20 protein-coding genes are annotated in these 24,031 nt (G+C 58.6%); 5 read left to right on the forward strand and 15 right to left on the reverse strand.

Annotated elements, in window-relative coordinates; genetic code table 11:
• The first annotated feature begins 226 nt into the window (after positions 1 to 226).
• Positions 227 to 2,917: an aconitate hydratase AcnA gene (acnA, locus tag ACR0J0_RS01925; protein ID WP_480660894.1), complete on the forward strand. Its 2,691-nt coding sequence runs from the start codon at positions 227 to 229 to the stop codon at positions 2,915 to 2,917.
• Positions 2,918 to 3,033: 116 nt separating this feature from the next.
• Here acnA and ACR0J0_RS01930 read toward each other — a convergent pair whose 3' ends face one another.
• From ACR0J0_RS01930 to yajC, 10 genes are all read right to left on the reverse strand, one after another.
• The gene (locus ACR0J0_RS01930) at positions 3,034 to 3,570 is read right to left on the reverse strand and encodes a DsbE family thiol:disulfide interchange protein (RefSeq protein WP_480660895.1); all 537 of its coding nucleotides are present in this window, start codon (positions 3,568 to 3,570) and stop codon (positions 3,034 to 3,036) included.
• A complete protein-coding gene (gene ccmD / locus ACR0J0_RS01935; RefSeq protein ID WP_239343723.1) occupies positions 3,563 to 3,721 on the reverse strand; it encodes a heme exporter protein CcmD in 159 nt (52 codons plus the stop codon). The genes ACR0J0_RS01930 and ccmD overlap by 8 nt, the downstream gene beginning before the upstream one ends.
• Positions 3,718 to 4,491 carry a heme ABC transporter permease gene (locus ACR0J0_RS01940; protein ID WP_480660897.1) on the reverse strand — a complete coding sequence of 258 codons (774 nt, stop codon included), beginning with the start codon at positions 4,489 to 4,491 and terminating at the stop codon, positions 3,718 to 3,720. The genes ccmD and ACR0J0_RS01940 overlap by 4 nt, the downstream gene beginning before the upstream one ends.
• Positions 4,492 to 4,552: 61 nt before the next feature.
• On the reverse strand, positions 4,553 to 5,209 hold the full coding sequence (ccmB, locus tag ACR0J0_RS01945; protein ID WP_239343725.1) for a heme exporter protein CcmB: 657 nt from the start codon (positions 5,207 to 5,209) through the stop codon (positions 4,553 to 4,555).
• Positions 5,206 to 5,820: a heme ABC exporter ATP-binding protein CcmA gene (ccmA, locus tag ACR0J0_RS01950; protein ID WP_480660899.1), complete on the reverse strand. Its 615-nt coding sequence runs from the start codon at positions 5,818 to 5,820 to the stop codon at positions 5,206 to 5,208. The genes ccmB and ccmA overlap by 4 nt, the downstream gene beginning before the upstream one ends.
• 146 nt (positions 5,821 to 5,966) lie before the next feature.
• Positions 5,967 to 6,320: an Mth938-like domain-containing protein gene (locus ACR0J0_RS01955; RefSeq protein WP_480660901.1), complete on the reverse strand. Its 354-nt coding sequence runs from the start codon at positions 6,318 to 6,320 to the stop codon at positions 5,967 to 5,969.
• The gene (locus ACR0J0_RS01960) at positions 6,307 to 7,083 is read right to left on the reverse strand and encodes a TSUP family transporter (RefSeq protein WP_480660903.1); all 777 of its coding nucleotides are present in this window, start codon (positions 7,081 to 7,083) and stop codon (positions 6,307 to 6,309) included. The genes ACR0J0_RS01955 and ACR0J0_RS01960 overlap by 14 nt, the downstream gene beginning before the upstream one ends.
• Entirely contained in the window at positions 7,070 to 8,038 is a 969-nt protein-coding gene (secF, locus tag ACR0J0_RS01965) for a protein translocase subunit SecF (RefSeq protein ID WP_480660905.1), read from the reverse strand. The genes ACR0J0_RS01960 and secF overlap by 14 nt, the downstream gene beginning before the upstream one ends.
• Before the next feature lies 1 nt (position 8,039).
• Positions 8,040 to 9,701: a protein translocase subunit SecD gene (gene secD, locus ACR0J0_RS01970; RefSeq protein WP_480660907.1), complete on the reverse strand. Its 1,662-nt coding sequence runs from the start codon at positions 9,699 to 9,701 to the stop codon at positions 8,040 to 8,042.
• 33 nt (positions 9,702 to 9,734) lie between these two features.
• Positions 9,735 to 10,022, reverse strand: a complete 288-nt coding sequence (gene yajC, locus ACR0J0_RS01975) for a preprotein translocase subunit YajC (RefSeq protein ID WP_170382681.1) — start codon at positions 10,020 to 10,022, stop codon at positions 9,735 to 9,737.
• Between the two features lie 201 nt (positions 10,023 to 10,223).
• Here yajC and ACR0J0_RS01980 point away from each other — a divergent pair, with 201 nt between their 5' ends.
• Together ACR0J0_RS01980 and serS are read left to right on the forward strand one after the other, a co-directional pair.
• Positions 10,224 to 11,888, forward strand: a complete 1,665-nt coding sequence (locus ACR0J0_RS01980) for a mechanosensitive ion channel family protein (protein WP_480660909.1) — start codon at positions 10,224 to 10,226, stop codon at positions 11,886 to 11,888.
• Positions 11,889 to 11,960: 72 nt separating this feature from the next.
• Positions 11,961 to 13,253 (forward strand): serine--tRNA ligase, encoded by a 1,293-nt coding sequence (serS, locus tag ACR0J0_RS01985; protein ID WP_480660911.1) that lies wholly within the window; start codon positions 11,961 to 11,963, stop codon positions 13,251 to 13,253.
• Positions 13,254 to 13,307: 54 nt separating this feature from the next.
• Here the strand turns inward: serS and ACR0J0_RS01990 are convergent, their stop codons facing one another.
• The 5 genes from ACR0J0_RS01990 to ACR0J0_RS02010 form a co-directional block, all read right to left on the reverse strand.
• Positions 13,308 to 13,973 carry a helix-hairpin-helix domain-containing protein gene (locus tag ACR0J0_RS01990; protein WP_480660913.1) on the reverse strand — a complete coding sequence of 222 codons (666 nt, stop codon included), beginning with the start codon at positions 13,971 to 13,973 and terminating at the stop codon, positions 13,308 to 13,310.
• 91 nt (positions 13,974 to 14,064) lie between these two features.
• Positions 14,065 to 15,051, reverse strand: a complete 987-nt coding sequence (locus ACR0J0_RS01995) for a fatty acid desaturase (RefSeq protein WP_480660914.1) — start codon at positions 15,049 to 15,051, stop codon at positions 14,065 to 14,067.
• Between the two features lie 163 nt (positions 15,052 to 15,214).
• Complete coding sequence (gene der, locus ACR0J0_RS02000; RefSeq protein WP_480660916.1) at positions 15,215 to 16,678, reverse strand: ribosome biogenesis GTPase Der; 1,464 nt, start codon at positions 16,676 to 16,678, stop codon at positions 15,215 to 15,217.
• Between the two features lie 48 nt (positions 16,679 to 16,726).
• Positions 16,727 to 18,049 carry an outer membrane protein assembly factor BamB family protein gene (locus ACR0J0_RS02005; RefSeq protein ID WP_480660918.1) on the reverse strand — a complete coding sequence of 441 codons (1,323 nt, stop codon included), beginning with the start codon at positions 18,047 to 18,049 and terminating at the stop codon, positions 16,727 to 16,729.
• A 42-nt stretch (positions 18,050 to 18,091) separates the two neighbouring features.
• On the reverse strand, positions 18,092 to 18,763 hold the full coding sequence (locus tag ACR0J0_RS02010) for a hypothetical protein (RefSeq protein ID WP_480660920.1): 672 nt from the start codon (positions 18,761 to 18,763) through the stop codon (positions 18,092 to 18,094).
• A 226-nt stretch (positions 18,764 to 18,989) separates the two neighbouring features.
• Here ACR0J0_RS02010 and ACR0J0_RS02015 point away from each other — a divergent pair, with 226 nt between their 5' ends.
• Both ACR0J0_RS02015 and ACR0J0_RS02020 read left to right on the forward strand, forming a co-directional pair.
• Positions 18,990 to 20,222 (forward strand): efflux RND transporter periplasmic adaptor subunit, encoded by a 1,233-nt coding sequence (locus ACR0J0_RS02015; protein WP_480660922.1) that lies wholly within the window; start codon positions 18,990 to 18,992, stop codon positions 20,220 to 20,222.
• Positions 20,219 to 24,016, forward strand: coding sequence for an efflux RND transporter permease subunit (locus tag ACR0J0_RS02020; RefSeq protein ID WP_480660923.1), 3,798 nt, complete (start codon positions 20,219 to 20,221; stop codon positions 24,014 to 24,016). The genes ACR0J0_RS02015 and ACR0J0_RS02020 overlap by 4 nt, the downstream gene beginning before the upstream one ends.
• The last annotated feature ends 15 nt before the right edge of the window (positions 24,017 to 24,031 follow it).

Consider the following 24,031-nt stretch of genomic DNA (forward strand, 5'->3'; position numbering starts at 1 on the left):
AATCTCGGGCTTCTTTCGGAGTGCCCGACCGGTTTAAACGGAACCCCGCTCAACCTCCAATCAACGTTTCTTGAGAGATACGACCGTCAAGACTCTTAAATTCTGTGTGCAACGGTATACATCAAGCGGCGAACCTACTGCCTTGGTCCTTGAACCGAAGGCTTTGGTGATGCAGATAACTAATAGCGAATCCCGAGACCTAAGTCATTTCAGAGGGAGGCCACAGATGCCCATCAAAGTTGGACAGGATACCGCCAAGACACGCCGCAGCCTGAGCGTGAATGGCAAATCCATTTCTTATTATTCGATCCCCGCCGCGCAAGAGGCCGGTCTGGGTGATTTTTCAAAGCTGCCCGCCGCGTTGAAAGTTGTTCTGGAGAACATGCTGCGGTTCGAGGATGACGGTTTCTCGGTCTCGGTCGACGACATCAAAGCCTTCGGAGAATGGGCTGACAACGGTGGCAAGAACCCGCGCGAAATTGCCTACCGCCCTGCTCGCGTGCTGATGCAAGACTTCACCGGCGTTCCGGCCGTGGTCGATCTAGCCGCGATGCGCGACGGCATCAAAGCGCTGGGCGGCGATGCGCAAAAGATCAACCCGCTGAACCCGGTTGATCTGGTCATCGATCACTCGGTCATGATTGATGAATTCGGAAACCCACGCGCGTTCCAGATGAACGTGGACCGCGAATATGAACGGAATATGGAGCGCTACCAGTTCCTGAAATGGGGTCAGTCGGCCTTCAACAACTTCCGCGTGGTGCCGCCCGGGACCGGCATCTGCCATCAGGTGAACCTGGAGTATTTGTCGCAGACCGTCTGGACCGATACCGACCAGAGTGGCGAAGAAGTCGCCTACCCCGACACCCTGGTCGGCACCGACAGCCACACTACCATGGTCAACGGCATGGCCGTTCTTGGCTGGGGCGTCGGCGGGATCGAGGCCGAGGCCGCAATGCTGGGTCAACCGATCTCGATGCTGATCCCCGAGGTCATCGGGTTTGAACTTACCGGTGAACTGGTCGAAGGCACCACCGGCACCGATCTGGTTCTGAAAGTCGTCGAGATGCTTCGCGAAAAAGGCGTGGTTGGCAAGTTCGTGGAATTCTACGGCGAGGGTCTGGACCGTCTGCCGCTGGCCGACCGCGCCACCATCGCCAATATGGCACCTGAATACGGCGCGACCTGCGGCTTCTTCCCGATCGACAACGAGACCCTGCGCTACATGCGCAACACTGGTCGTGACGAGGACCGTCTGGCGTTGGTCGAGGCCTACGCGAAAGAGAACGGGTTCTGGCGCGATGAGAATTACGCACCGATCTACACGGACACACTGTCGCTGGATATGGGCACCATCGTCCCGGCGATCTCGGGTCCGAAACGCCCGCAAGACTATGTCGCTCTGACCGACGCCAAGGCGGCCTTTACCAAAGAAATGGCTGAAACCTTCAAGCGCCCGATGGGCAAGCAGGTCGAAGTCAAAGGTGAAGAATACGGCATGGAGTCGGGCAAGGTCGTGATCGCCTCGATTACTTCCTGCACTAACACCTCGAATCCTTACGTGATGATCGGCGCCGGTCTGGTGGCAAAGAAAGCACATGAGCTGGGCCTGAACCGTAAGCCCTGGGTCAAAACCTCGCTGGCCCCCGGTTCGCAGGTTGTGTCGGAGTACCTTGAGGCCGCCGGGCTGCAACAGCACCTGGACGCCATCGGATTCAACCTTGTGGGTTATGGTTGCACCACCTGCATCGGCAACTCGGGACCGCTCCAGAGGGAAATTTCTGAGGCGATTTCCGAAGGCGACCTGGTCGCCACTTCGGTCCTGTCAGGCAACAGAAACTTCGAAGGCCGGATTTCACCCGACGTGCGGGCCAACTATCTGGCCTCCCCGCCGCTGGTTGTTGTCTATGCGTTAGCCGGGACGATGGACATCGATCTGACATCCGAGCCGATTGGACAGGACAAGGACGGCAATGACGTCTTTATGAAAGATCTCTGGCCGACCCAACACGAAATTGCGGAACTGGTTCAGCAGACGGTCACCCGCGAGGCGTTCCAGTCCAAGTACGCGGACGTCTTCAAGGGTGATGAAAAATGGCAATCGGTCGAGGTTCCCCAACAGGAAACCTATGACTGGCCTCCGACGTCGACCTACATCCAGAACCCGCCCTATTTCCTGGGTATGAACCCCGAACCCGGCACGATCTCGAATATCGATGGTGCAAAGGTCCTGCTGATCCTGGGCGACATGATCACGACTGACCACATCTCGCCCGCCGGGTCCTTCGCCACGACAACTCCGGCGGGTAAGTATCTGACCGACCGACAGGTTCAACCACGTGAGTTCAACTCGTACGGCTCGCGTCGGGGGAACCACGAGGTCATGATGCGCGGCACTTTCGCCAATATTCGCGTCAAAAACGAGATGCTGGATGGCGTCGAAGGTGGCTACACCAAAGGTCCGGACGGTCAGCAAACTTCGGTTTACGAGGCTTCGATGGCCTATCAGGCAGAAGGCGTCCCATTGGTCGTCTTCGGTGGCGAGCAATACGGCGCCGGGTCTTCGCGCGACTGGGCCGCGAAGGGCACCGCTCTGCTGGGCGTCAAGGCCGTCATCGCAGAGAGCTTTGAGCGTATCCACCGTTCCAACCTGGTTGGCATGGGAGTCATCCCGTTCGAATTCACCGGCGGCGATAGCCGCAAATCGCTGGGTCTGAAGGGGGATGAAACCGTCTCGATTGATGGATTGGAAAACGTCGAACCGTTGCAAGAGGTGCCCTGCACTATCGTCTATGGCGACGGAGCCGAGAAAACCATCACCCTGAAATGCCGGATCGATACCGCGCCCGAGATCGAATACATCGAAAACGGTGGCGTTCTGCAATATGTTCTGCGGAACTTGGCAAAAGCCGACTAAAACAACAAAGCCCCGGCCAACGCGCCGGGGCTTTCACGTTCCAGACGTCGCAGTCGCAAACGCAAAAAAAGATAAAGCGCGTGCCGCAGGCACGCTCCGTTTCGCTACAGCCCGAATTACTGGCTGGCTTTTTCCAATGCTGGACGGATCGTGCTTTCGATCACACGCTGTGTAATCGGCCCGGCAAAGCGCAAGATGATTGTACCCTCTCCATCGATCACATAGGTTTCCGGCACACCATACAGACCCCAGTCGAGCGCCATACGCCCCTGTTCATCCCGTCCCATGGCCGCGTATGGATCGCCCAACTCGGCCAAAAAGGCCTCTGCGTTGCCCAACTGATCCTTGTAGTTGATGCCGTAGACCGGAATGCCTTCCTCCGAAAGTGCCTCAAGGTTTGGATGTTCGGCGCGGCAGGGCGCGCACCAGCTGGCCCAGTAGTTCACCAGCTTGATCTCGCCGTCACGCAGCGTGGCATCGTCGAAAATCTGCTTGCCCGGAAACTCGGTCAGGACCACCGGCGGCGCGGGCTGACCTTCACGGGCCGAGGGCAATGCGTTTGGATCCTCGCGGAACATACCGATCCCCGCAAGAACGGCAAAAGCGCCGAAGATCAGGGGCGGCGCAATCATCAGGGGCGAGATTTTAACCATTGCGCGTCATCCTGTTTTCGACTTTTTCCATCTCGGCCCGGACCTTGCGCCCGCGCATCACGCTGACGACAATCAACGCGGCCAGCAAACCCAATGACGCCGCATAGGACCACAAGACAGTATCGGCGTATTTTCCAAGATCAGGGATCATCCGTTTACCCTTTCCCGCGCCAGCAGCGCCTTGATCCGGCGTGCGCGGATTTCCGTGCCCGTGCGATACAGCACCAAAGCAATGAACAGCAGCACAAACCCGATGATGCACAGAAGCAGCGGATAGAAATAGATATTGCTGACTTTTTCTTCAGTATCCGCCCCAGTCACGGCGGCCGCCCGCATCACCGACGCCCCCTGATGAAGCCCCTGGTTCCAGAAGTTCACCGCATAGCGGCTGAGAATCGCGAAGACCGAACCCACAAGACAAAGAACCGAAGTCAGATCAGCCGCGGTATCGGAGTCCTCGATAGCCTCCCACAGGGCGACGTAGCCCAGGTAGAACAGGAACAGGATCAGGAACGATGTCAGACGCGGATCCCAAGCCCACCAGGTACCCCACATCGGCTGACCCCAGATCGCGCCGGTTGCCAGGGCGATCAGGGTCATCACGATCCCGATCGGGGCTGCAGCACGTGCGGCCAATGCGCTAACGTGGTGCCGCCGAACCAACCAGACCAGTGACGTCGCCAACATCATCAGCCAGCAATTGATCGCCATCAGCGCCGCGGGCACATGCAGATAGATGATCTTGACGGTCGAACCCTGCTTGTAGTCATCCGGCGTGAAGAAGAATCCCCAGGTCAGCCCGACGATCAGGCAGACGGCGGACGTAATCCAGAAAAACGGCAGAACCCGCTCGCTGGTCGCGAGGAACTTGCGCGGGTTGGCGTATTCCCAAAGGGCGTTGGCTTTGGCTGCGATAGACATGGGCCTTATCTAGTCCGAGTCGGGTCGGTACTCAATTGACATCAGTCAAACTGCGACCGTGTCACCGAAGGTTGATGCGCAGCACCGCTGAGCTGGCAAAGGGTAGCAGGGCGATTGTGGCCGCAGTCACGCCCGCCAGCATCAGCAGCGGTGTCTGGGTTTCCATTCCTGTTGCTCCGCGACGGGCGACCTCGGCCCCGAAGATCAGCGTTGGCACGTAAAGCGGCAGAACCAACAGAGACAACAGCAATCCGCCACGTTTCAGACCCACCGTCAAAGCAGCACCGAACGTGCCGATGACGCTCATGGCCGGGGTTCCGATCAGCAGTGAGATCACCAGCCAGGAAAAGCCAGGGGTCGGAAGGTTCAGCAACACACCCAAAAACGGCGCGGCCAGAACCAGTGGTAACCCGGTGGTCAGCCAGTGAGCCAGCGCCTTGATGGATACGACAGCCTCAAGCGGCAGGGGAGCGGTGGCCAAGAGGTCGAGCGATCCGTCCTCCCAATCCAGCGCCAACAGGCGATCCAGCGACAACAGGCAGGCTAGAAGCGCGCCCAGCCACAGCACACCCGGCGCAATGGTCGAGAGCAATGAGGATTGCGGGCCAACCGAAAATGGCACCAGAACCGTTACGATCAGGAAGAACGCAAGGCCAAGGCCAAAGCCTCCGCCCGCGCGGAAGGCCAATTTCAGGTCGCGCAGAAGCAGAGCGATCACAGGAAGCCTCCGTCAAAGTCATCGATGGGTTTTGGCTTGGCTTTGTTGGGGCCGACGTCCAGCACCTCTCCGTCAAGACCGAGGTCGATATGGGTGGCGATCAGGGCCGAGCCGCCCTGCCCCAGATGCGCCCGCACTGCATCGGCAAACATCTGAACTGCGTGGCGGTCCAGCGAAACGGTTGGTTCGTCCAGCATCCAGATTGGTCGCCCGGTCACCAGCATCCGCGCCAGTCCCAACCGCCGTTTCTGCCCGGCGGACAGGTTGCCAGCGTGGCGGTCGGACAATTCGTTCAGCGCAAAAGCGTCCAGAGCGGACTGGATATCATCTGTGCCAAAGACCGAGGCCCAGAAATTCAGGTTTTCCAATACCGTAAGTGTCGGCTTCAACCCGTCCGAATGCGAGGCATAGGCGATCTGATCCTCGGCCCCGTCAATACGACCGGTCAATGGCGGTTGAAGCCCCGCAAGCGTGCGCAGCAACGTGGTCTTGCCGATCCCGTTCGGGCCGCGCAGGATCAGGGCCCGTCCGGGTGGCAAAGAAAAATTCAGCCCTTCCAGCACGGGAATACCCCCGCGGGTAATGGCAAGATCGGTTACGGTCAAAGTCATGAAACCCCGCTTAGCCCATTGCGGTCAGGGGCAAAAGGCGAGATTTGCCGCAGGGTGCTGACCGGCTCGTTTGTGGGGATCGTCGAAGCGAGGGGCCAGCCCTTCGCGCTCCCCGAGGTATTTTTGGCCAGATGAATGGGATCCCGTCAGGTCGGGAGTAATGCCAGCGCAATGCGGCGACCTTCGGAGAGGAGAACATTATAGGTCCGGCACGCGGCGGGCGAGTTCATGATCTCAACGCCAATACCCGCTTGTTCGAGCGAAGCGCGCAGATCCGCGGGAATATGGGCAAGTTCCGTCCCTGTTCCGATCAGCAGGACGTCCACTTGTTCGGACAGCGCAAGCAAGGTCGACTGGTCCGAATAGCCGCCCCAACCGGCGGTTCCGCCGGGTCCGGTCAGAATGGCGCCTTCATAGACCTGCCCTCCAACGCGAAAGAAACCGGGCCCGTAGCCGTCTACAGGCGTCGCATTGTTGTATGTGATTTCATTCAACCGCATGGGCGTCCTCTATGCCCCAAAGTGGTAATCCCGACAAGGCGGCAAGCGCAATCGCGACATATGCGGCAGTCCGATACAGCTTTTCCCGCTCGGGGTGGAACAGCCAGCCCCCCAGCCAATTGCCCAAAAGGTTCGGTATCGACAGTGCCAGCCCCAGAATGATGGAATCAAATGTGACCCGTCCCATGCCAGACAGGAAGCCAAAGATGAGAAAATCGAAGCCGAACAGAAACAGCAGGATCGTGGCCCGTATGACCTCAACCGGCAGCGGGCGGGACATGTAGAAAAGGATCACCGCAGGTCCAGGCAGGCCCGCAACGCCGCCCAGAAATCCCGCAGCACCGCCGATTGCAGCCACCATCGCGCGCCGAACCCGTCCCTGATAGCGCAACCCCAGAATCAGGATCGTGAGCATGAACAGGGCAAGGAAACTGACGGCATATCGGAAGACCTTGGGGTCGACCTGCGTCAGGACCCACAACCCGACGGGCAGAACCAGAGCACAGCCCAATAGCAGACGCGCCAAATCGCCCCGATCCACAACGCGCCATGCGCGGCGCAGGTTGGGTAGCGGTCCGAAGATATCCATGATCGTCAGGCCGATCAGCGCCCCGAACGGGCCCAGGAACGGGGTGGCAATTGGCAGAAAGACCAGCGCGGTTCCAAAACCGGAAAACCCGCGTACGATGCCGCCCAAAGTGGCCGCAAAAAAGATAACGGCCAGCCCCGTGGGGGACTGGCCGAACAGATCAGGCGTCCACATTTGCGAACTGATTGCCCGCATTATTGGACGGTTTCGACCAGTCGCGCTTGACACCCAGCCACAGCAGGATGGTCGAGGCCACGAAGACCGAGGAGTAAGTACCAACAATCACGCCCCAAATCATCGCGAAGACAAAGCCGCGGATCACGTCTCCGCCTAGGACATAGAGCGAGATCAGAGCCAACAGTGTGGTGACCGAGGTCATCACCGTCCGGCTAAGCGTTTCGTTGATCGAGATGTTCAGGACCTCTTTCAGATCCTTCTTCTTGTACTTCCGCAGGTTCTCGCGCACGCGGTCGAACACGACCACGGTGTCGTTCAACGAGTAACCAACGATGGTCAGAAGCGCCGCGATGATGGCCAGATCGAACCGAATCTGCAGCTCCGAGAAGATACCGATGGTCAGGATCACGTCATGAACCAGCGCGGCAACAGCACCCAATGCGAACTGCCATTCGAAGCGCAACCAGATATAAACAAGCACCGCGCCGATGGCCAAGGCCACCGCGATGACGGCGGTCTGAATCAACTCGCCCGAGACTTTGGGTCCGACGGATTCGACGGAGACAAACTGAATGTCTGGTGCGGCGGTTTTCAGGGCCTCTTGAACCGCTGTAACAGTCGCGGCCGACACGGCCTCGGCCTCGGCCTGCGCCTGAATACGGATCATCGCGACATTTTCATCGTCCGCAAAAGTGGGATCGAAAATCTCGGTAATCGTCACATCGCCCAATTCCAGCGGAGCAATAGCCCCACGGTAAGCGCCCACATCCACAACTTCTGCGCTTTGGATCCGGATCGTGGTTCCACCACGGAAGTCGATGCCGAAGTTCAGCCCCTGCAGCAGGAAGGAGGTGAACGCCACAATCATCATCAGGGCCGAGATGCCCAGCCAGATTTTCCAACGGCTGAAGAAATCGAACGAGGTGTTCTGGGGTACGAGTTTAAGTCTCATGTCAAACCTCGATCATTTTCGGACGGCGGCGCTCGAACCACGTGACGATCATCAGTCGCGTCACGAAGATCGCGGTGAAGACCGAAGTCAGGATACCCAGGCCGAGGGTGATTGCGAAGCCGCGTACCGGTCCGCTACCCATGGCGAACAGGATGGTTGCCGTAATGAATGTCGTGACGTTTGCGTCCAGAATGGCCGACAGCGCTTTTTCATAGCCAAGCTCGATGGCACGCGCCGGACCTCTGGCAGATTTCAGTTCCTCGCGGATACGCTCGAAGATCAGCACGTTGGCATCCACCGCCATACCGACAGTCAACACGATGCCCGCGATACCCGGCAGGGTCAGCGTTGCCCCGATCAGCGACAGCAGGCCAAACAACAGACCGACGTTAATGATCAGCGCGATGTTGGCGAATATGCCAAACAGCCCATAGCTGAGCGCCATGAAGGTCAGCACGGCCACAAAGGCCACAATCGTTGCCACCTTACCTGCGTCGATGCTGTCTTGACCCAGCTCGGGTCCAATGGTTCGTTCTTCAAGGAATTCCAGCCCGGCAGGCAAAGCACCGGCACGCAGAAGAACGGCAAGGTTGGTGCTTTCTTCAACGGTGAAGTTACCGGTGATGATACCGGAACCACCCGGAATGTGGCTTTGGATCACAGGGGCCGAAATCACTTCGTCATCGAGAACGATCGCAAAAGGCTGGCCAATGTTCTCCAGCGTATAGTCGCCGAACTTACGAGCACCGGACGTATTGAACCGGAAGCTTACCGCCGGACGTCCGTTCTGGTCGAAGGACGGTTGGGCATCCACCAGCTCTTCACCGGTGACGACCGGCGCCGCTTCGACGGTGTAGAAAATGCCATTTTCGTCGATGGATGGAATGATCTTTTCGCCGATTCCCGGAACCGCATCCGGGTTGGTGCCCCGCCCGACAACGGGGTTGAAGGTCAGCTGTGCGGTGGTACCGATGATGTCCTTCAACTCACCCGCGCTACCGATCCCCGGAACCTGGATCAGGATACGGTCTGCACCTTGCCGCTGGATCGTCGGCTCGCGCGTGCCAACTTCGTCGATCCGGCGGCGGACAATCTCAAGTGATTGGCGCACGGTGCGGTCGTCCGAGGCCAGTTTTTCGGCTTCGGACAGTTGAACGACAATCGTGTCTCCATCCGACCGCGCCTCGATATCCGTGGCCCCTACGCCTGTCAGGGTCTGCACCTGACGGGCCAGTCCGCGCACAACCTCAAGCGCGCGGGACATGCCCTCGGGCTGGCTGATCTTTACGCGAATCTCATCGGGGGCCGAGTCTTGCTTGCGGATCGTGCCGACAGTCGCCCGCTCATCCCGCAGAGCATCGCGGATTTCCGGCCACATCGCCTCCATCCGGGATTCGTAGACATCGTCTACCTGAACTTCGGCCAGCAGATGCGCACCTCCGCGTAGATCGAGGCCCAGATTGACCAGAGAGGACGGCAGCCAGTTTGGCCACTGCGCCGCTTCGGCCTGCATTTCGGGGGTGTCGATGCCAAGCTCAATGGCGGCTTTGGCATCGTTGGATTGCTCGACGCGCGTATAAAACGCATTCGGCAGGGCCATCAGCAGGCCGATCACGCAGACCGACCAGATCAGAACCCGCTTCCAGGTATCAATTTGCAGCATTACCCTGCCTTTTCAAGGAATTGTCGCGCGAAGTTACTTCGCCGGTTCGGTTTTGTTCAGAACCTGCGCAATGGTCGATTTGACCACACGAACCTTGACGTTTTCGGCGATCTCGACCTCGATCTCGTTGTCGCCTTCCTTGACCTTCGACACCTTGCCGATCAGACCACCCTGGGTGACGACCTGATCGCCGCGGCGGACAGCCTCGACCATGGCCTGATGCTGCTTCATCTTTTTCTGCTGCGGACGGATCAGCAGGAAATACATGATCGCGAAGATCAGGATCAGCGGGAGAAACTGGGCGATTGCGCCACCTTCCATGGGATATTCCTTTGTTTTGGTGCTGCGGAAACGCTCCGCAAATTTGGCGAGAACCTATGCTCTGAGTTGCGCCTTTGCAAGCGAAGGCCGCGCCGAACTCCACCGGGATCTGACCACAGTGTGCAAAGAACAAGCCAGGCGTTGCAGATATGTCCTAGGCAGGTCACCGAAACTGGGTATAGTTTGGGCTAAGGGGGACATATGACACAACAATTCAAGCCCTTCCTTTTGCTGGCTTATTTTGTGACAGCACTGGCTGCCAGCCTTTGGCTCTCAGACGCTGTGTCGGCACAGGAAACACCGGCCGAGCCGGCGGCTTCTGAGGGTACGGAATCGGATGCCTTCGTCGCCCCGGTTATAGTGGACGGGGACGTGTTGTTCCGGGTCCGTGGGTCTAGTGCCCTGCCCGCCCCCGAACGAGCGGAGATTGTTCAGAACAAGATTGTCGAAGTCGCCGAAGCCTCGGACACGCCCAAGGTCGAGATCACATACGAAGAAACCGAGTTTGGTATCTGGACACTGGCTGATGGTGAGAGAATCTCGATCGTTACCGAAGCTGACGCCGAATTGGAACAGATGGAGCTGAGCGTTCTGAGTGTTTTACACGGGGACGCGATCAAACAATCCATTGAATCCTATCGCTCCAACCGCACCGAACAGGCGCGCGTTTCCGGTGCGATCGAGGCCGCCGCATGGACCTTGGGGTTTGTTGCGTTTGTAGTTGCGATCCTCTGGTTGCACCGTCGGATACGACGGAAGACACTGAAGTTTGTCTCGCGTCATCTTAAAGACGTGGAAACCGCGACGGCCAAAAGCGTTCAGGCCGAGGCGATTGCAGCGCTCGTCCGGTACGGGCTGAGTTTTGTTCTGCTAATCATCTTCTTCCTGGGTTTTTACTACTACCTTTCGTTTGTTCTACTGGCCTTCGCCGAAACCCGCTATTTCGCCCAGCTTCTGCTGACTTACCTGACAGAGCCTGTGCTGCTGATCTTCAAAGGCGTTATCAGTTACATCCCCAACATGATCATGCTGGGTTTGATCGCCTGGGTAACGATGTACATCATCAAGGGGGTGCGGGTGTTTTTTGACGCTGTCGAAGCAGGCTCATTCGATATGGGCGATTTCGAGAAGCACTGGGTCAGCCCAACCTTCAACATTGCACGAGTTGTCGTGATCCTGATCGCCTTGGTCTTCGCGGTCCCCTACATCCCTGGATCGGACTCGGCTGCATTCCAAGGCTTGACCATTCTCGTGGGCGCGATGCTGTCGCTTGGCGCCAATTCAGTCGTGTCAAACATGCTGGCCGGCCTGTTCGTGATCTACCGCCGGTCGACCTCGATCGGGGACCGCATTCAGATCGGCGACCATATCGGAGACGTGGTTCAGATCAAACTGATGGAGACGCACCTGAAATCCATCAAGAACGAGCTGATCTCGATCCCCAATGCCCAGTTGATGAATTCGGACGTTGTGAATTTCTCGAAAAAAACGGACGGCAGTGGGCTGTTGCTGCACACAACGGTCGGCATCGGATACGAAGAGCCACCCGAGAAAGTTGAGGCGATGCTGATCGAGGCCGCCAATCGCACCAAGGGCATCAAGTCCAAACCGGAACCCTTTGTTTTGTGGACGGCATTGGCAGATTACGCGATCAACTACCAGATAAACGGCTACACGACTCGGGGCAGCATTATCCCGAAAATCCGGTCGGACCTGCACCGCAACATTGTAGCGGTGTTCAATGAGAATGGCGTGCAGATCATGACGCCCTCTTACATGGCCGATCCGCCCGAACCCAAGATCCCGGTCGAGCATTGGGATGGCCATCTGGCGCACGAAACACACGAGGACACGGATAAGTCGTAAGCGGTGCTACAACCCGCCTTTCAGATGGTGCATAAGCGGTTTCAGTGATTCACGCATTTAAGGATCTGAACCATGCACGACATCCGCGCCATTCGCGAAAACCCAGCCGCCTTCGACGCCGCTCTTGCGCGCCGTGGGGACGCGCCGGTGTCGTCAGATTTGCTGAGGCTGGACGAAAGCCGCCGGGCCAAGATTCTGGCGGCTGAAACCGCGCAGGCCGAACAGAACAAGGCCAGCAAGGAAGTTGGCGCTGCCAAGGCCCGCGGCGACGAGGAAGAGTTCCAGCGTCTGCGCGCTCTGGTCTCGGAAAAGAAGGCCGAGATAGCCCAGATGCAGACCGAGGCCAAGGATTTGGATGCGCTGCTGACCGATCAGTTGATCCGCATCGCGAACCTGCCGGCCGAGGACGTGCCCGAAGGCGCTGACGAAGACGACAATGTCGAGGTCAACCGCTGGGGCACTCCACGTGCGTTGGATTTTGCGCCGAAAGAGCATTTCGAAATCGAAGCCGTTCAGAGCGGGATGGATTTCGAGACGGCGGCAAAACTTTCCGGCTCGCGTTTCGTGCTGCTGTCCGGCGGCGTTGCCCGCATTCACCGTGCGCTCGCACAATTCATGCTGGACACGCATATCAACGAGAACGAACTGACCGAGGTGAACGGCCCGGTTCTGGTTCTGTCTGAAATGATGCAGGGCACCGGCCAACTGCCGAAATTCGGCGAAGACAGCTATCAGACCCGCGAAGGCTGGTGGCTGATCCCGACGTCGGAGGTCTCGCTGACCAACATCGTCAACGACACGATGATCGAGGAAAGCTACCTGCCCCGCCGCTATACCGCGCATTCGCTCTGCTTCCGTTCGGAAGCCGGCAGCGCCGGCAAGGACACCCGGGGCATGCTGCGTCAGCACCAGTTCGAAAAGGTCGAGATGGTCTCGGTCACACATCCGGACAAATCGGATGACGAACAAAAGCGCATGCTGCGTTGCGCCGAGGGTATTCTGGAAAAGCTGGGCATCCCCTATCGCACCGTGATCCTGTGCACCGGCGACATGGGCTTTGGCGCGCGCCGGACCTACGACATCGAAGCGTGGCTACCGGGTCAGGATACGTATCGCGAGATCAGCTCGGTCTCGACCTGCGGTGACTTCCAGGCGCGCCGTATGAACGCACGGTTCCGTCCCGAAGGTGGTGGCAAGCCCGAATACGTTCACACCCTGAACGGTTCCGGTCTGGCCGTTGGACGCTGCCTGATCGCCGTTCTGGAAAACGGCCAGAACGCAGACGGCACCGTCACCCTGCCCGAGGTTCTGGCCCCTTATCTGGGCGGCAAGATGACGCTGCAGCTGGACGGCGCACTAGCATAAAAAAACGGCGCCGAATATCGGCGCCGGGTTCATAAGGCAGTAAGGTGAAGAAGGTTACTTCTTCGCCTTTTTCTTATCCTTCTTCTTATCTGTCTTTTTGTCTTTCTTTTTGTCGGCTTTTTTCTTGTCGGCCTTTTTGTCAGCTTTCTTTTTGTCGTCCTTCTTGGACTTTTTGTCCTTCTTGGCCTTGGCTTTTACCTTATCCTTGGCCTTGGAAAACACAGCCTCCATCTCTTGCAGCTTTTTGGCGGCTTTTTCAGCTTTCGCTTTGGCCTTTGCCTTCTTCCTGGCTTTCGCCTCTGCCAACTCGGCCGCTGCCTTTTCCTCTGCCGCCTTACGCGCTGCCTCTTCCGCCCGCTTCTCAGCAGCGGCGGTCGCAACTGTCTTGCGGGCCGCCGGTCGGCGCGTCGCGGGTTTTCTGGCCGGAGCGCGGCGCGCTGCAGGTTTAGTCGTGGTACGTCTGGTAGCAGCAGGTTTAGCGGCAACTGGTTTTGCCGCGGCTGGTTTTGCCGCGGCACGCTGTGCAGCCGCAGGCTTCGCGGCAATGGCTTCTTTTGCGGCGGCAATCAGCACAGCCGCGCGGGCTTCACCAATTCGGGGAACTTTGACCAGATCAGCGGGGGTTGCCTTGGCAATGGCTTCGGCGGTCTTGAAACCGTTGGCAGCCAAAGACTTTCCAAGCGCTTCACCTACACCTTTAATATCGGTCACTGCGGTCATTATCTGTCCTTTCTATTTCGCCCTTCGTTGTCGTATATACACTGGATATACAGACCTGCAAGCCAACGGCCGGGCAAGCATGTTGCTAATATCAGTTACTGTGGGCCAGATCGCCAGATCGATCTTTTCCGGGAAATGGAACAAGGCGCTTTGCATCTTCGTCCCAGAGTTTAAGATTCAAAGCGGCGACGGCTTCAGGGAACTTGATCCGACGCGGAGTGTATTCGGGCGGCAAGTTATAGTGGCATGCCCGTAACCGGTACGACGGTATCCGCGCGTTGAAGTGATGGATATCGTGCAGCGTAATGCAGGCCACCGCGTTGTCGAACCACCACCCGAAATCCAGCGCCGACGACCCCTGCAAAGCCGCCAGCTTGGGGTCAAGGTCCGGACGCCGGTCCCAATACGTATCCTCGAAATTATGCTGCAGGTAGACAAGGAAAACGCCCAACATTCCACCCAGCAATGAGAAAACCAGCCAGACGAGAATACCTGTCATACCAGCGATCAAATAAAGAAGTCCAAGGAACACAACTATCGACAAGTTGTGCAACAGCACACCGGTCATACCGAACCGAACGGTATTCTTCGGCCAGCGGTAGCGGATGAAGTAGGTGAACAACGCGCCAATGGGAACCAGGATGAACGGATTACGATAAAGGCGGTAGAACAGGCGCGTCTTCCAATCGGCCTCGTTCCATTCCCGCAGAGTCATTGTGTGGATTTCGCCGGTCTCGCGATGCTCGAGATTGCCGATGCCCGCGTGATGCAGGTTGTGGTTTTGCTTCATCACCTCGAAAGGCGCAAAGGTAAATGGTGACAGCCCGTGCCCGGCCCATTCATTTTGCGCGCGGATTTCGAACAACGAATGATGCCCGCAATCGTGCTGCAACACATAGAGGCGCACCGCCGAAAAGGCAAAGACGACTCCCGCCGGGATCATGATGTACCAACGATCTACGTAGACAATCGCCAGCGCGAGCGATGCAAAATACACCGCGAAAGTTCCAAAGTAGCTCAAGGCGGCCAATCTATTGTCCTGAACCGCGTATTGCCTTGTGTATTCCCTCAGATCCATCCAGCCGCTCCCCACGATGGTCAGGTCCAATGGTGTTTCAAAAATTGGTGCGGAAATTCCGCGTGAAAAAGCGCGCGCATGAACAGATGCACGCAAACGAATGCTAGCGCGGGGAATCGGGACTGTCACGCCCCTCAGCCGAAAATGCTGAAAATTGGCGCAGTTACGCGCGACCCTTGAGATGTTTGGCCAGAGCGCCCGCGTTCTTTTTGCGGCGTCCCTTATAGGGGTTCTTGTCGCCCTGTCCGCGCAAAGTCAGGCGGATCGGAGTGCCCGGCATGTCAAAGTCTTCACGCAGACCATTGACCAGATAACGGGTATAGCTGGCCGGCATTTTGTCTGGGTGCGAACACATGACCACGAACCCAGGCGGGCGGGTTTTGGCCTGAGTCATATAGCGCAGTTTAATCCGGCGGCCCTGCGGCGCTGGTGGTGGGTGCTGTTCCAGCATGGCGGTCAGCCAGCGGTTCAGAGCGGCCGTTGGAACGCGACGGTTCCAAACGTCATGGGCACGGAGGATGGCGGCGCGCAAACGCTCCAGCCCCCTGCCCGTTTTTGCCGAAACCGTAACAAGCGGCGCGCCACGCAGTTGAGGCAGCAAACGCTCGAACGACTCTTTCAGGTCCCGCAGCTTTTCCTGCTTGTCCTCTTCGATGTCCCACTTGTTAATGGCGACAACGACGGCGCGGCCTTCTCGCTCGGCCAGATCTGCGATGCGTAGGTCCTGTTGCTCAAAGGGAATTGCGGCGTCCAGAAGAACAACCACAACCTCGGCAAACTTTACCGCACGCAGGCCGTCCGAAACCGAAAGCTTCTCAAGCTTCTCCTGAACCTTGGCCTTTTTGCGCATACCCGCCGTATCAAAGATACGCATGGGCGTGCTTTCCCCGTCAGGGTCCGCCCAGTCGATACGCAAACTGATTGCATCGCGGGTAATTCCGGCTTCGGGACCAGTCAGCAAGCGATCCTCACCGATAATCTTGTTGATCAGCGTGGACTTTCCGGCGTTCGGACGGCCCACGACCGCGACCTGTAGTGGCTTGGCCGCTGTGATCAGAGGCGTTTCGCCCTCTCCATCCTCGTCTAACTCGATATCGGTTTCCGGTGCATCCTCAACGGCCTTTTCCTCGGCAGCATCAGCCAAAGGCATCAGCTGAGTGTAAAGGTCGGTCATGCCCTCACCATGCTCACCCGACAGGCGAATCGGCTCGCCAAGACCCAGGTTATAAGCCTCGAGTACACCCGCATCTGCCGCGCTGCCTTCGGCCTTGTTGGCAGCCAGGATCACGTGTTTGGAGCGTTTGCGCAGAATTTCGGCGAACATTTCGTCGGTTGGGGTGATGCCGACCCGAGCATCAATCATGAACAGGCAGACATCGGCCATATCCACAGCGCGCTCGGTCAGGCGGCGCATCCGGCCCTGAAGGCTGTCATCGGTTGCGTCTTCAAGACCAGCAGTGTCGATCACGGTAAAGCGAAGATCACCCAGACGCCCTTCGCCTTCGCGCAGGTCGCGCGTCACGCCGGGCTGGTCGTCGACCAGAGCCAGACGTTTGCCCACAAGGCGATTGAACAGGGTGGATTTGCCCACATTCGGGCGCCCCACGATGGCGAGGGTCAGCGACATGATACTCAACTTTCAAGACTCAGACGCGCCCTTTAGCGCATCTTGCTGTCAACGGAAAGCGTGCAAATCACCTTTGGTGGACACGACGTACAGTGTCTGCCCCGCCACAACCGGCGCTGTTGTGGCGCCGCCCGGCACTTCAACGCGGTTCACCAGCGTTCCATCGACAGGGTTGAAGAAGCGCAGGTAGCCGTCATTCGAGGCGATAACGATGCGACCGCCTGCGAGGATCGGACCATAATGCGCGTAGATCGGGCCACGGCGACCCGGCTTGTCCTTGACAAAGCCCGGTAGGTCCTGCGCCCAGACAATCGCTCCGGTGGCCGCGTCGAGCCGGACCAACTGGCTGCGGTCGCTGATCAGGAAAATGCTGTTGCCAGCAGGCCAGACCGTATCGACGGCGCCCTCGTCTGCGGTCCAGATCCGATCCCCGGAATTGGCGTCAAAAGCAACGGTCCGTCCGGAATGGTTGCCGATATAGATCGTGTCGCCCACGACCATTGGCCCACCGGTGACATCAACAATCTGCGCGGCCGCTCTGCCACGGCGCCCACCTGCAACGGATGCGTTCCAGCGGCGAATACCCCCCCGACGGAAAGCGGCCGCGATGTCGCCCGAGCCAAAGGCAAAGACGGCAAAGTCCGAAGCGATCACCGGCGCCGGTGCGCCCAGAACGTTACCAACGCTGGGTGTGCCCTGAACCTGCCAGGCGATCCGCCCATCCTTGGTATTGACGGCCCACCCGGTTTCATCACCGGCAACAAGATACAGAATCCCGTTGCTGACAAGAGGTGCCCCGCTGCCTGTCGCGTTCAATCGTTTCTGCCAGCGGACGTTACCGGACCTCGCATCCAGTGCCGTCAAACGGCCATATCCGGACGAAATGTACAGCACGCCGTTGTCATAGGCCAAACCGCCACCGGTGGCGTCGGAATCGCCATCATTCGGCGGAATTAGGTTGGTGCTCCACACGACCTGACCCTGCGGCGACAACGCGGATACTGTCGCGCCCGCATCCAGCGTGTAGATCAGCCCCCCTGCGACAACCGGCTCTGCGGTGATCCGCTGCTTGCGCGAGTCCCCCTGACCGATCGATGTAGACCAGACCCTCTGCGGTGTGGCGCGCAACTGGGCATTTGTTGTACGGAACGCAGCTGTGCCCGCACTTTGTGGCCAGCTGGCATTGGCTTTTTGCGACGGCAGGCTGATCGGCTTGGAACCGCGGGTCACCACCGTTTCGGTATCGGACGCCGGCCGGATATCTTCACGCGGACCGGGCAGAATGACTTCGGGTTCCTGACAGGCGGCGACCATGGTCAGGGAAAGGGCTGCCACCGGCAATCCAATACGAGAAAATAGACTTGCTACCATGATCTTCCGAACTCGCCTGTGATTTTTCGTTCCGCCACCGGATCAGCCCTGTTGGGCGACCAGAGGTTTCGGTTCACCGCCCAACGCAACAATCAGCTGGGCCGCGCGCTGCTGTAAATCCACCCCGACTTCCGCGTCCTGACGCAGCGTTTCCAACCGCGCGATGGCTGCGTCGACATTGCCCTCGGACACATCAATCAGAGCCAGCTGTTCTTCGGCCAGAAGACGCAGCGGAGCACCCGGTGCGGCGAGCGCCTCGAACTGGAGGCGGCGATCGGCTGCGGGCAATGTCTCGGTTTGCAGCAACAGCGCCTTGAAGGTTGCGATCGCACGATAGATTTCCGGAAGATCACCCTGGGATGCAATGGTGTTCAGGCTGCTGACCGCATCCTGTTCCGAACCAGCCTCGACCTGAGATGCCGACAAAAGCATGTTGAGAATCGCGTCTCCACCCGGTGACTGGACCTCAACAGCGGCGAGGCTTGTCGCTCGCTCTTCCGACTGATTCTGCGCCAGCGCGGCCAGAATAGAGTCGCCCAGATCCTGCGCCTGGCTGGTTGCGCGTGACTTGCGGATCTCATTGAAAGCAGCGCCGCCCACGATCAGAACAACCGCAACCACACCGATCCAGCCCCACCTGCGCAGCAATAGGAACAGGCGGTCTCGGCGCACCTCTTCGGTCACCTCATCAATAAAACTGTCGACGTCGCTCATCCCTGCCCTCCGGGGCTGCATCCTTGGTGTATGGCGCCATGTCATACCCCGGCACCATCGCCAAGCCAAGAGCCCGATTTTGCACAATCCCGAGGGGGGTAAGCGCTCTTGTGCAAAAAAATAAACCGAACTATTCAGTTTAGCGTGGAAAAGGTACATAATCGTCCCCACTTTCTAGCATGAGCGCCAAAATAACCTTGGCCAAGAATTCTGGGAGTAGTCCTGCATGCGATTGATTTCATTGGCAAATGCCGCCTTGGTGATTGTTATTCTGTTTTTGTTGGTTTTCGAACGTGACACTCTGTTTGCCTTTGCCGGACGAGCAGAAGCCGATGCTGGCCCCGAAGCCGGGACCGATTCCGGCGACGGAACTGCCGTGGATCAAGCGACCATCGGCGTAGTTGCCGTAAGGTCAACTGCGCGCGAAATTGACAGCGCCGTGCTGTTGCGTGGTCAGACGAAGGCAAATCGCCAGGTTGAAGTTCTGGCCGAAACCACGTCGACCGTCATCTCGGAACCCAAGCGCAAGGGTACTTTTGTCGAAGCGGGCGACCTGCTGTGCGAACTGGACCCGGGCACCCGCCCCGCCAGCCTGGCCGAGGCAATGGCAGGTAAACTCGAAGCCGAAAGTCGTATCCCCGAGGCCGAGGCCCGTCTGGAGGAAGCCCACGCCTTGGTTGCCGAGGCTCAGATCAACCTGACCGCCGCCAACAAGCTGTCCGAAACCGGGTTTGGTTCTGAAACCCGCAGAATCTCGAGCGAAGCCGCCATGCGGACGGCTGAAGCAGGGATCAAGACCGCCGAAGCCGGGCTTGAGGCCACGCGCGCGGGAATCGAAGCCGCAACAGCCGAAGTCGAAGCCGCTAAACGCGAGATCGACCGGCAGACGATCGAAGCCCCCTTCAAGGGCCTGCTGGAGAGCGACACCGCCGAACTTGGCAGCCTGATGCAGCCCGGTTCGCTGTGTGCGACGGTCATTCAGCTGGACCCCATCAAACTGGTCGGGTTTGTCCCGGAAACCGAGGTTAACCGTATCCTCGTCGGCTCTGAGGCGTCGGCGCAGCTTGTAACCGGCCTGCAGGTCGCCGGTCGTGTGACCTTCCTTAGCCGTTCGGCGGATGAAACGACCCGTACTTTTGAGGTCGAGATCACGGTTCCGAACCCGGAACTTGCTATTCGGGATGGCCAAACCGCCGACATCCGCATCTCGGCGGATGGTGCCAAGGCGCACTTCTTGCCGCAATCTGCATTGACCCTGAACAACGAAGGTCAGGTCGGTGTCCGTACGGTCGGCCAGGGCAACGTGGTCGATTTCCAACCCATCGTCTTGCTGCGTGACACTGCAGAAGGTGTCTGGGTCGGCGGCCTGCCGGAAACAGTGGATATCATCGTCGTCGGGCAGGAATTCGTGACTCGCGGTGTTACGGTTAAGCCCACATATCGGGAAGCTGCAAAATGACCGGAATAGTCAGTTGGGCCGCCGACCGGGCCAGAATGGTTCTGGCCTTCATCGCCATCTCGCTGGTGATCGGCGGGTTTGCTTATGTCAGCCTGCCGAAAGAAGGCGAACCGGATATCGATATCCCGATGCTTTTCGTATCGGTTCAGTTCCCCGGCATTTCGGCTGAGGACAGCGAAAGCCTTCTGGTCAAGCCAATGGAAACCGAGATGGCCGATCTCGACGGGCTGGACAAGATGACCGCAACCGCCGCCGAGGGCTACGCGGGTATTCTGATGGAGTTCGAGTTCGGCTGGGACAAGTCCGCCACCATCGCCGATGTGCGCGATGCGATGAACACAGCTCAGAGCAAGTTTCCTGACGGAGCCGAGCAGTACACGATCACCGAGGTCAATTTCTCGGAATTCCCCATTGTCATCGTCAACCTGACAGGGGCTGTCCCGGAACGCACAATGGCACGCGTCGCCAAAGACTTGCAGGACGATCTGGAAGCGATGGATTCCGTTCTGGAAGCTGGGATCGCGGGCAATCGGGATGAGCTGTTGGAGGTGATTATCGACCCTCTGCGACTTGAGGCATACAACGTCACAGCGGCGGAACTCATCGACGTCGTCCGCAACAACAACCAGTTGATCGCGGCCGGTGAGGTCGAAACTGAACAAGGTACATTCTCGGTCAAGATCCCGTCGTCCTTCAAAACCTCGCAGGACGTGTATGACCTGCCAGTCAAGGTCAACGGTGACCGGGTTGTCACGCTGGGCGAGCTGGCGCAGGTCAACTATACCTTTGAAGATCGCGAAGGCACGGCCCGTTTCAACGGTGAACAGACCGTCGCGTTGCAGGTGGTCAAGCGCAAGGGCTTTAACCTGATCGACACGGTCGAAGGGGTGAAAGAGACCATTGCCGCTGCACAGGCGAAATGGCCGCCCGAGATGCAGGCTGCCATCCAGCTTGGCACCTCGAATGACCAAAGCCGCATTGTCGATTCGATGGTCAGACAGCTCGAAGGCTCGGTTTTGACCGCGATCGCTCTGGTTATGATCGTTGTTCTGGCCTCGCTCGGCACCCGCGCGGCACTGCTTGTGGGTTTTGCAATCCCAACCTCATTCCTGCTGTGTTTCGCCTTTCTGGCGATGATCGGGGTTACAATCTCGAACATGGTGATGTTCGGGCTGATCCTGGCCGTGGGGATGCTGGTCGATGGGGCCATCGTTGTCGTGGAATATGCCGACAAACGCATCAAAGAAGGCGTCGGCCCGATGCATGCCTATGTTGAGGCAGCACAGCGGATGTTCTGGCCCATCGTGTCGTCGACCGCCACAACGCTTTGTGCCTTCCTGCCCATGCTGTTCTGGCCCGGCGTTCCGGGCGAGTTCATGAAGATGCTACCGATCACCCTGATCTTCGTTCTGTCGGCATCGCTGGTTGTGGCTCTGATCTATCTGCCGGTTGTAGGCGGGGTCTCGGGGCGGGTGAGCCGAGTGTTTGACCGCATCTCTGACTGGTTGCGCGCGAGAACCGCATGGTGGGTACGTGCCATTATGATCCCGCCGGTTCTGTATATGATGTTCCTCGGCGCGATGCAGATGGTAAATCCCGATTACCTGATGCCCGGATCGTCCGCTGGCGGTGTGGTGCTTGGTGCCCTGTTGCTGATGTTCGGGGCCTTTGGCGGATCGATCACGCTGAGCGCGGCCAAAATTCAGCGCGCGCCTGATAACCATGTGCACACTGCCCGGGAACACACCAACTTTGGTTATGTGATGAAGTTCTTGGTCGGCAATCCAATCATGCCAATTGTGTCCATCGTGGCGATCGGTTTCGCTGTTGTCACGGTGATGACCGCCTTTGGTAACAACAATCGCGGTGTCGAGTTCTTTGTGGAAACCGAGCCGGAACAGGCCACGGCCTATGTCCGCGCACGGGGTAACCTTTCGCTGACGGAAAAGGACGCGATGGTTCTGGCCGCCGAAGAGATCATCAGCGCGCATCCTGCGGTCGTCAACGTCTTTGCCTTTGCTGGCGAAGGCGGGTTGAATCAGAACACCGGCGGTGCAGAGGCCCCGGCTGATACAGTGGGTCGTGTCCAGTTCGAGATCATCCCGTGGGAGGACCGGCCCAATCTGTCCGAACCGATTTTGGGCGGCCTGCTGGATCGCGAAACCATTGCGCCGGAATATGATGGAAACGTGGTTCTCGACGATTTGACTGCTGATCTGGCAAACCTGCCGGGCTTCATCGTTGATATCCAACCGCTGGAACAGGGTCCGGCCTCGGCCAAACCGGTTCACCTTCGCATCAGGGCGGATGGCTGGGAAGACCTGACCGCGGCCACCGTGGCCGCACGGGAAGTGTTCGATGAGACCCCGGGCTTGATCAAGATCGAAGACTCGCTCCCCCTGCCCGGCATCGACTGGCAGATCGACGTGGATGTCGCCAAAGCTGGCCGTTTCGGCGCGGATGTGGCGACCGTAGGCGCGATGGTTCAACTGGTCACGCGCGGGCTGTTGCTTGGCGAAATGCGCCCTGAAAGTGTGGACGAGGAAATCGAAATCCGCGTCCGCCTGCCCGACGAGGATCGGGTTCTGTCCACGCTCGATACGCTCAAGGTGCGCACACCCGATGGTCTGGTGCCACTGTCGAACTTTGTCACGCGTAAGCCGGTGGCCAAGCTGGCCGAGATCAACCGGATCAACCAGCAGCGCTATTACGATGTGAAGGCCGATGTTGAGCCGGGACTGAGCAAGGTTGTGACCGACAATCCGGACGGAACCGAACAGCGCCTGGCCGTTGTGCGTGAGGTCGTCGAAGGGGTCGAACCTGTCGGGGCAACCTTTACAGGTCCAACGGGTAAAACCTTTGAACTGGTTACGCTGACGGGAGCAGAGAACGTCGACGCCTTGCGTGCTGGTATCGACTCTGGTGACGCCCGGATCAGCCTGATCAACGCGAACGAACGCATCGCGGTTCTGACCGAATGGTTGAACACCAACCCGTTCGCCAACACCGTCAGCTGGGAATGGACCGGGGATCAGGAAGAACAGGCCGAAAGCCAGGCCTTCTTGTCCAGCGCGTTTCTGGCCGCCCTTGGGCTGATGTTCGTCATCCTGCTGGCGCAGTTCAACTCGTTCTACAACTCGGTTCTGGTTCTGCTGGCTGTTGTCCTGTCGACCACCGGTGTTCTGATCGGGATGATGGTCATGCAGCAGCCCTTCTCGATCATCATGACCGGGACCGGGATTGTGGCTCTGGCGGGGATCGTGGTGAACAACAATATTGTTCTGATCGACACCTATCAGGAATACAGCCGCTATATGCCCCGGATCGAGGCGATCATCCGAACGGCCGAGGCACGTATCCGTCCGGTTCTGTTGACCACGCTGACAACGATGGCCGGTCTGACACCGATGATGTTCGGCTTGTCGCTGGACTTCATCAACGGCGGCTATTCCATCGACAGCCCGACCGCGCTGTGGTGGAAGCAACTGGCGACTGCGGTTGTGTTTGGTTTGGGCATCGCGACGGTTCTGACCCTGATCGTGACGCCATCGTTCCTGGCCTTGCGTGTCTGGGTAACGACCTATGCGATCTGGACTGGCAAAGCTCTGGCACGTGTCACTGCCGGTCGGTCCAGCCAGGTCGCTCAGGACATGGCCGTTGGCCGTGCTGCTATGCAAGCCCAGGCTACAGAAGTCGTGTGGGATGATGAAGCCGTCGCTGCGGCAGACCCGGATACCCGGAAAGATGATCGCCCCGATCACCCGCCCAAAACGCCCCTCAAGGCGGCTGAATAACGTAAATGGCGAACC

This window comes from Ruegeria sp. BF12 (assembly GCF_056538705.1).

What these genes read in the sequence shown, in the direction of transcription:
- acnA (WP_480660894.1), top strand. Translation starts at nt 227, where the DNA reads ATGCCCATCAAAGTTGGACAGGATACCGCCAAGACACGCCGCAGCCTG.
- ACR0J0_RS01930 (WP_480660895.1), bottom strand. Translation starts at nt 3,570, where the DNA reads ATGGTTAAAATCTCGCCCCTGATGATTGCGCCGCCCCTGATCTTCGGC.
- ccmD (WP_239343723.1), bottom strand. Translation starts at nt 3,721, where the DNA reads ATGATCCCTGATCTTGGAAAATACGCCGATACTGTCTTGTGGTCCTAT.
- ACR0J0_RS01940 (WP_480660897.1), bottom strand. Translation starts at nt 4,491, where the DNA reads ATGTCTATCGCAGCCAAAGCCAACGCCCTTTGGGAATACGCCAACCCG.
- ccmA (WP_480660899.1), bottom strand. Translation starts at nt 5,820, where the DNA reads ATGACTTTGACCGTAACCGATCTTGCCATTACCCGCGGGGGTATTCCC.
- ACR0J0_RS01955 (WP_480660901.1), bottom strand. Translation starts at nt 6,320, where the DNA reads ATGCGGTTGAATGAAATCACATACAACAATGCGACGCCTGTAGACGGC.
- ACR0J0_RS01960 (WP_480660903.1), bottom strand. Translation starts at nt 7,083, where the DNA reads ATGTGGACGCCTGATCTGTTCGGCCAGTCCCCCACGGGGCTGGCCGTT.
- secF (WP_480660905.1), bottom strand. Translation starts at nt 8,038, where the DNA reads ATGAGACTTAAACTCGTACCCCAGAACACCTCGTTCGATTTCTTCAGC.
- secD (WP_480660907.1), bottom strand. Translation starts at nt 9,701, where the DNA reads ATGCTGCAAATTGATACCTGGAAGCGGGTTCTGATCTGGTCGGTCTGC.
- yajC (WP_170382681.1), bottom strand. Translation starts at nt 10,022, where the DNA reads ATGGAAGGTGGCGCAATCGCCCAGTTTCTCCCGCTGATCCTGATCTTC.
- ACR0J0_RS01980 (WP_480660909.1), top strand. Translation starts at nt 10,224, where the DNA reads ATGACACAACAATTCAAGCCCTTCCTTTTGCTGGCTTATTTTGTGACA.
- serS (WP_480660911.1), top strand. Translation starts at nt 11,961, where the DNA reads ATGCACGACATCCGCGCCATTCGCGAAAACCCAGCCGCCTTCGACGCC.
- ACR0J0_RS01990 (WP_480660913.1), bottom strand. Translation starts at nt 13,973, where the DNA reads ATGACCGCAGTGACCGATATTAAAGGTGTAGGTGAAGCGCTTGGAAAG.
- ACR0J0_RS01995 (WP_480660914.1), bottom strand. Translation starts at nt 15,051, where the DNA reads ATGGATCTGAGGGAATACACAAGGCAATACGCGGTTCAGGACAATAGA.
- der (WP_480660916.1), bottom strand. Translation starts at nt 16,678, where the DNA reads ATGTCGCTGACCCTCGCCATCGTGGGGCGCCCGAATGTGGGCAAATCC.
- ACR0J0_RS02005 (WP_480660918.1), bottom strand. Translation starts at nt 18,049, where the DNA reads ATGGTAGCAAGTCTATTTTCTCGTATTGGATTGCCGGTGGCAGCCCTT.
- ACR0J0_RS02010 (WP_480660920.1), bottom strand. Translation starts at nt 18,763, where the DNA reads ATGAGCGACGTCGACAGTTTTATTGATGAGGTGACCGAAGAGGTGCGC.
- ACR0J0_RS02015 (WP_480660922.1), top strand. Translation starts at nt 18,990, where the DNA reads ATGCGATTGATTTCATTGGCAAATGCCGCCTTGGTGATTGTTATTCTG.
- ACR0J0_RS02020 (WP_480660923.1), top strand. Translation starts at nt 20,219, where the DNA reads ATGACCGGAATAGTCAGTTGGGCCGCCGACCGGGCCAGAATGGTTCTG.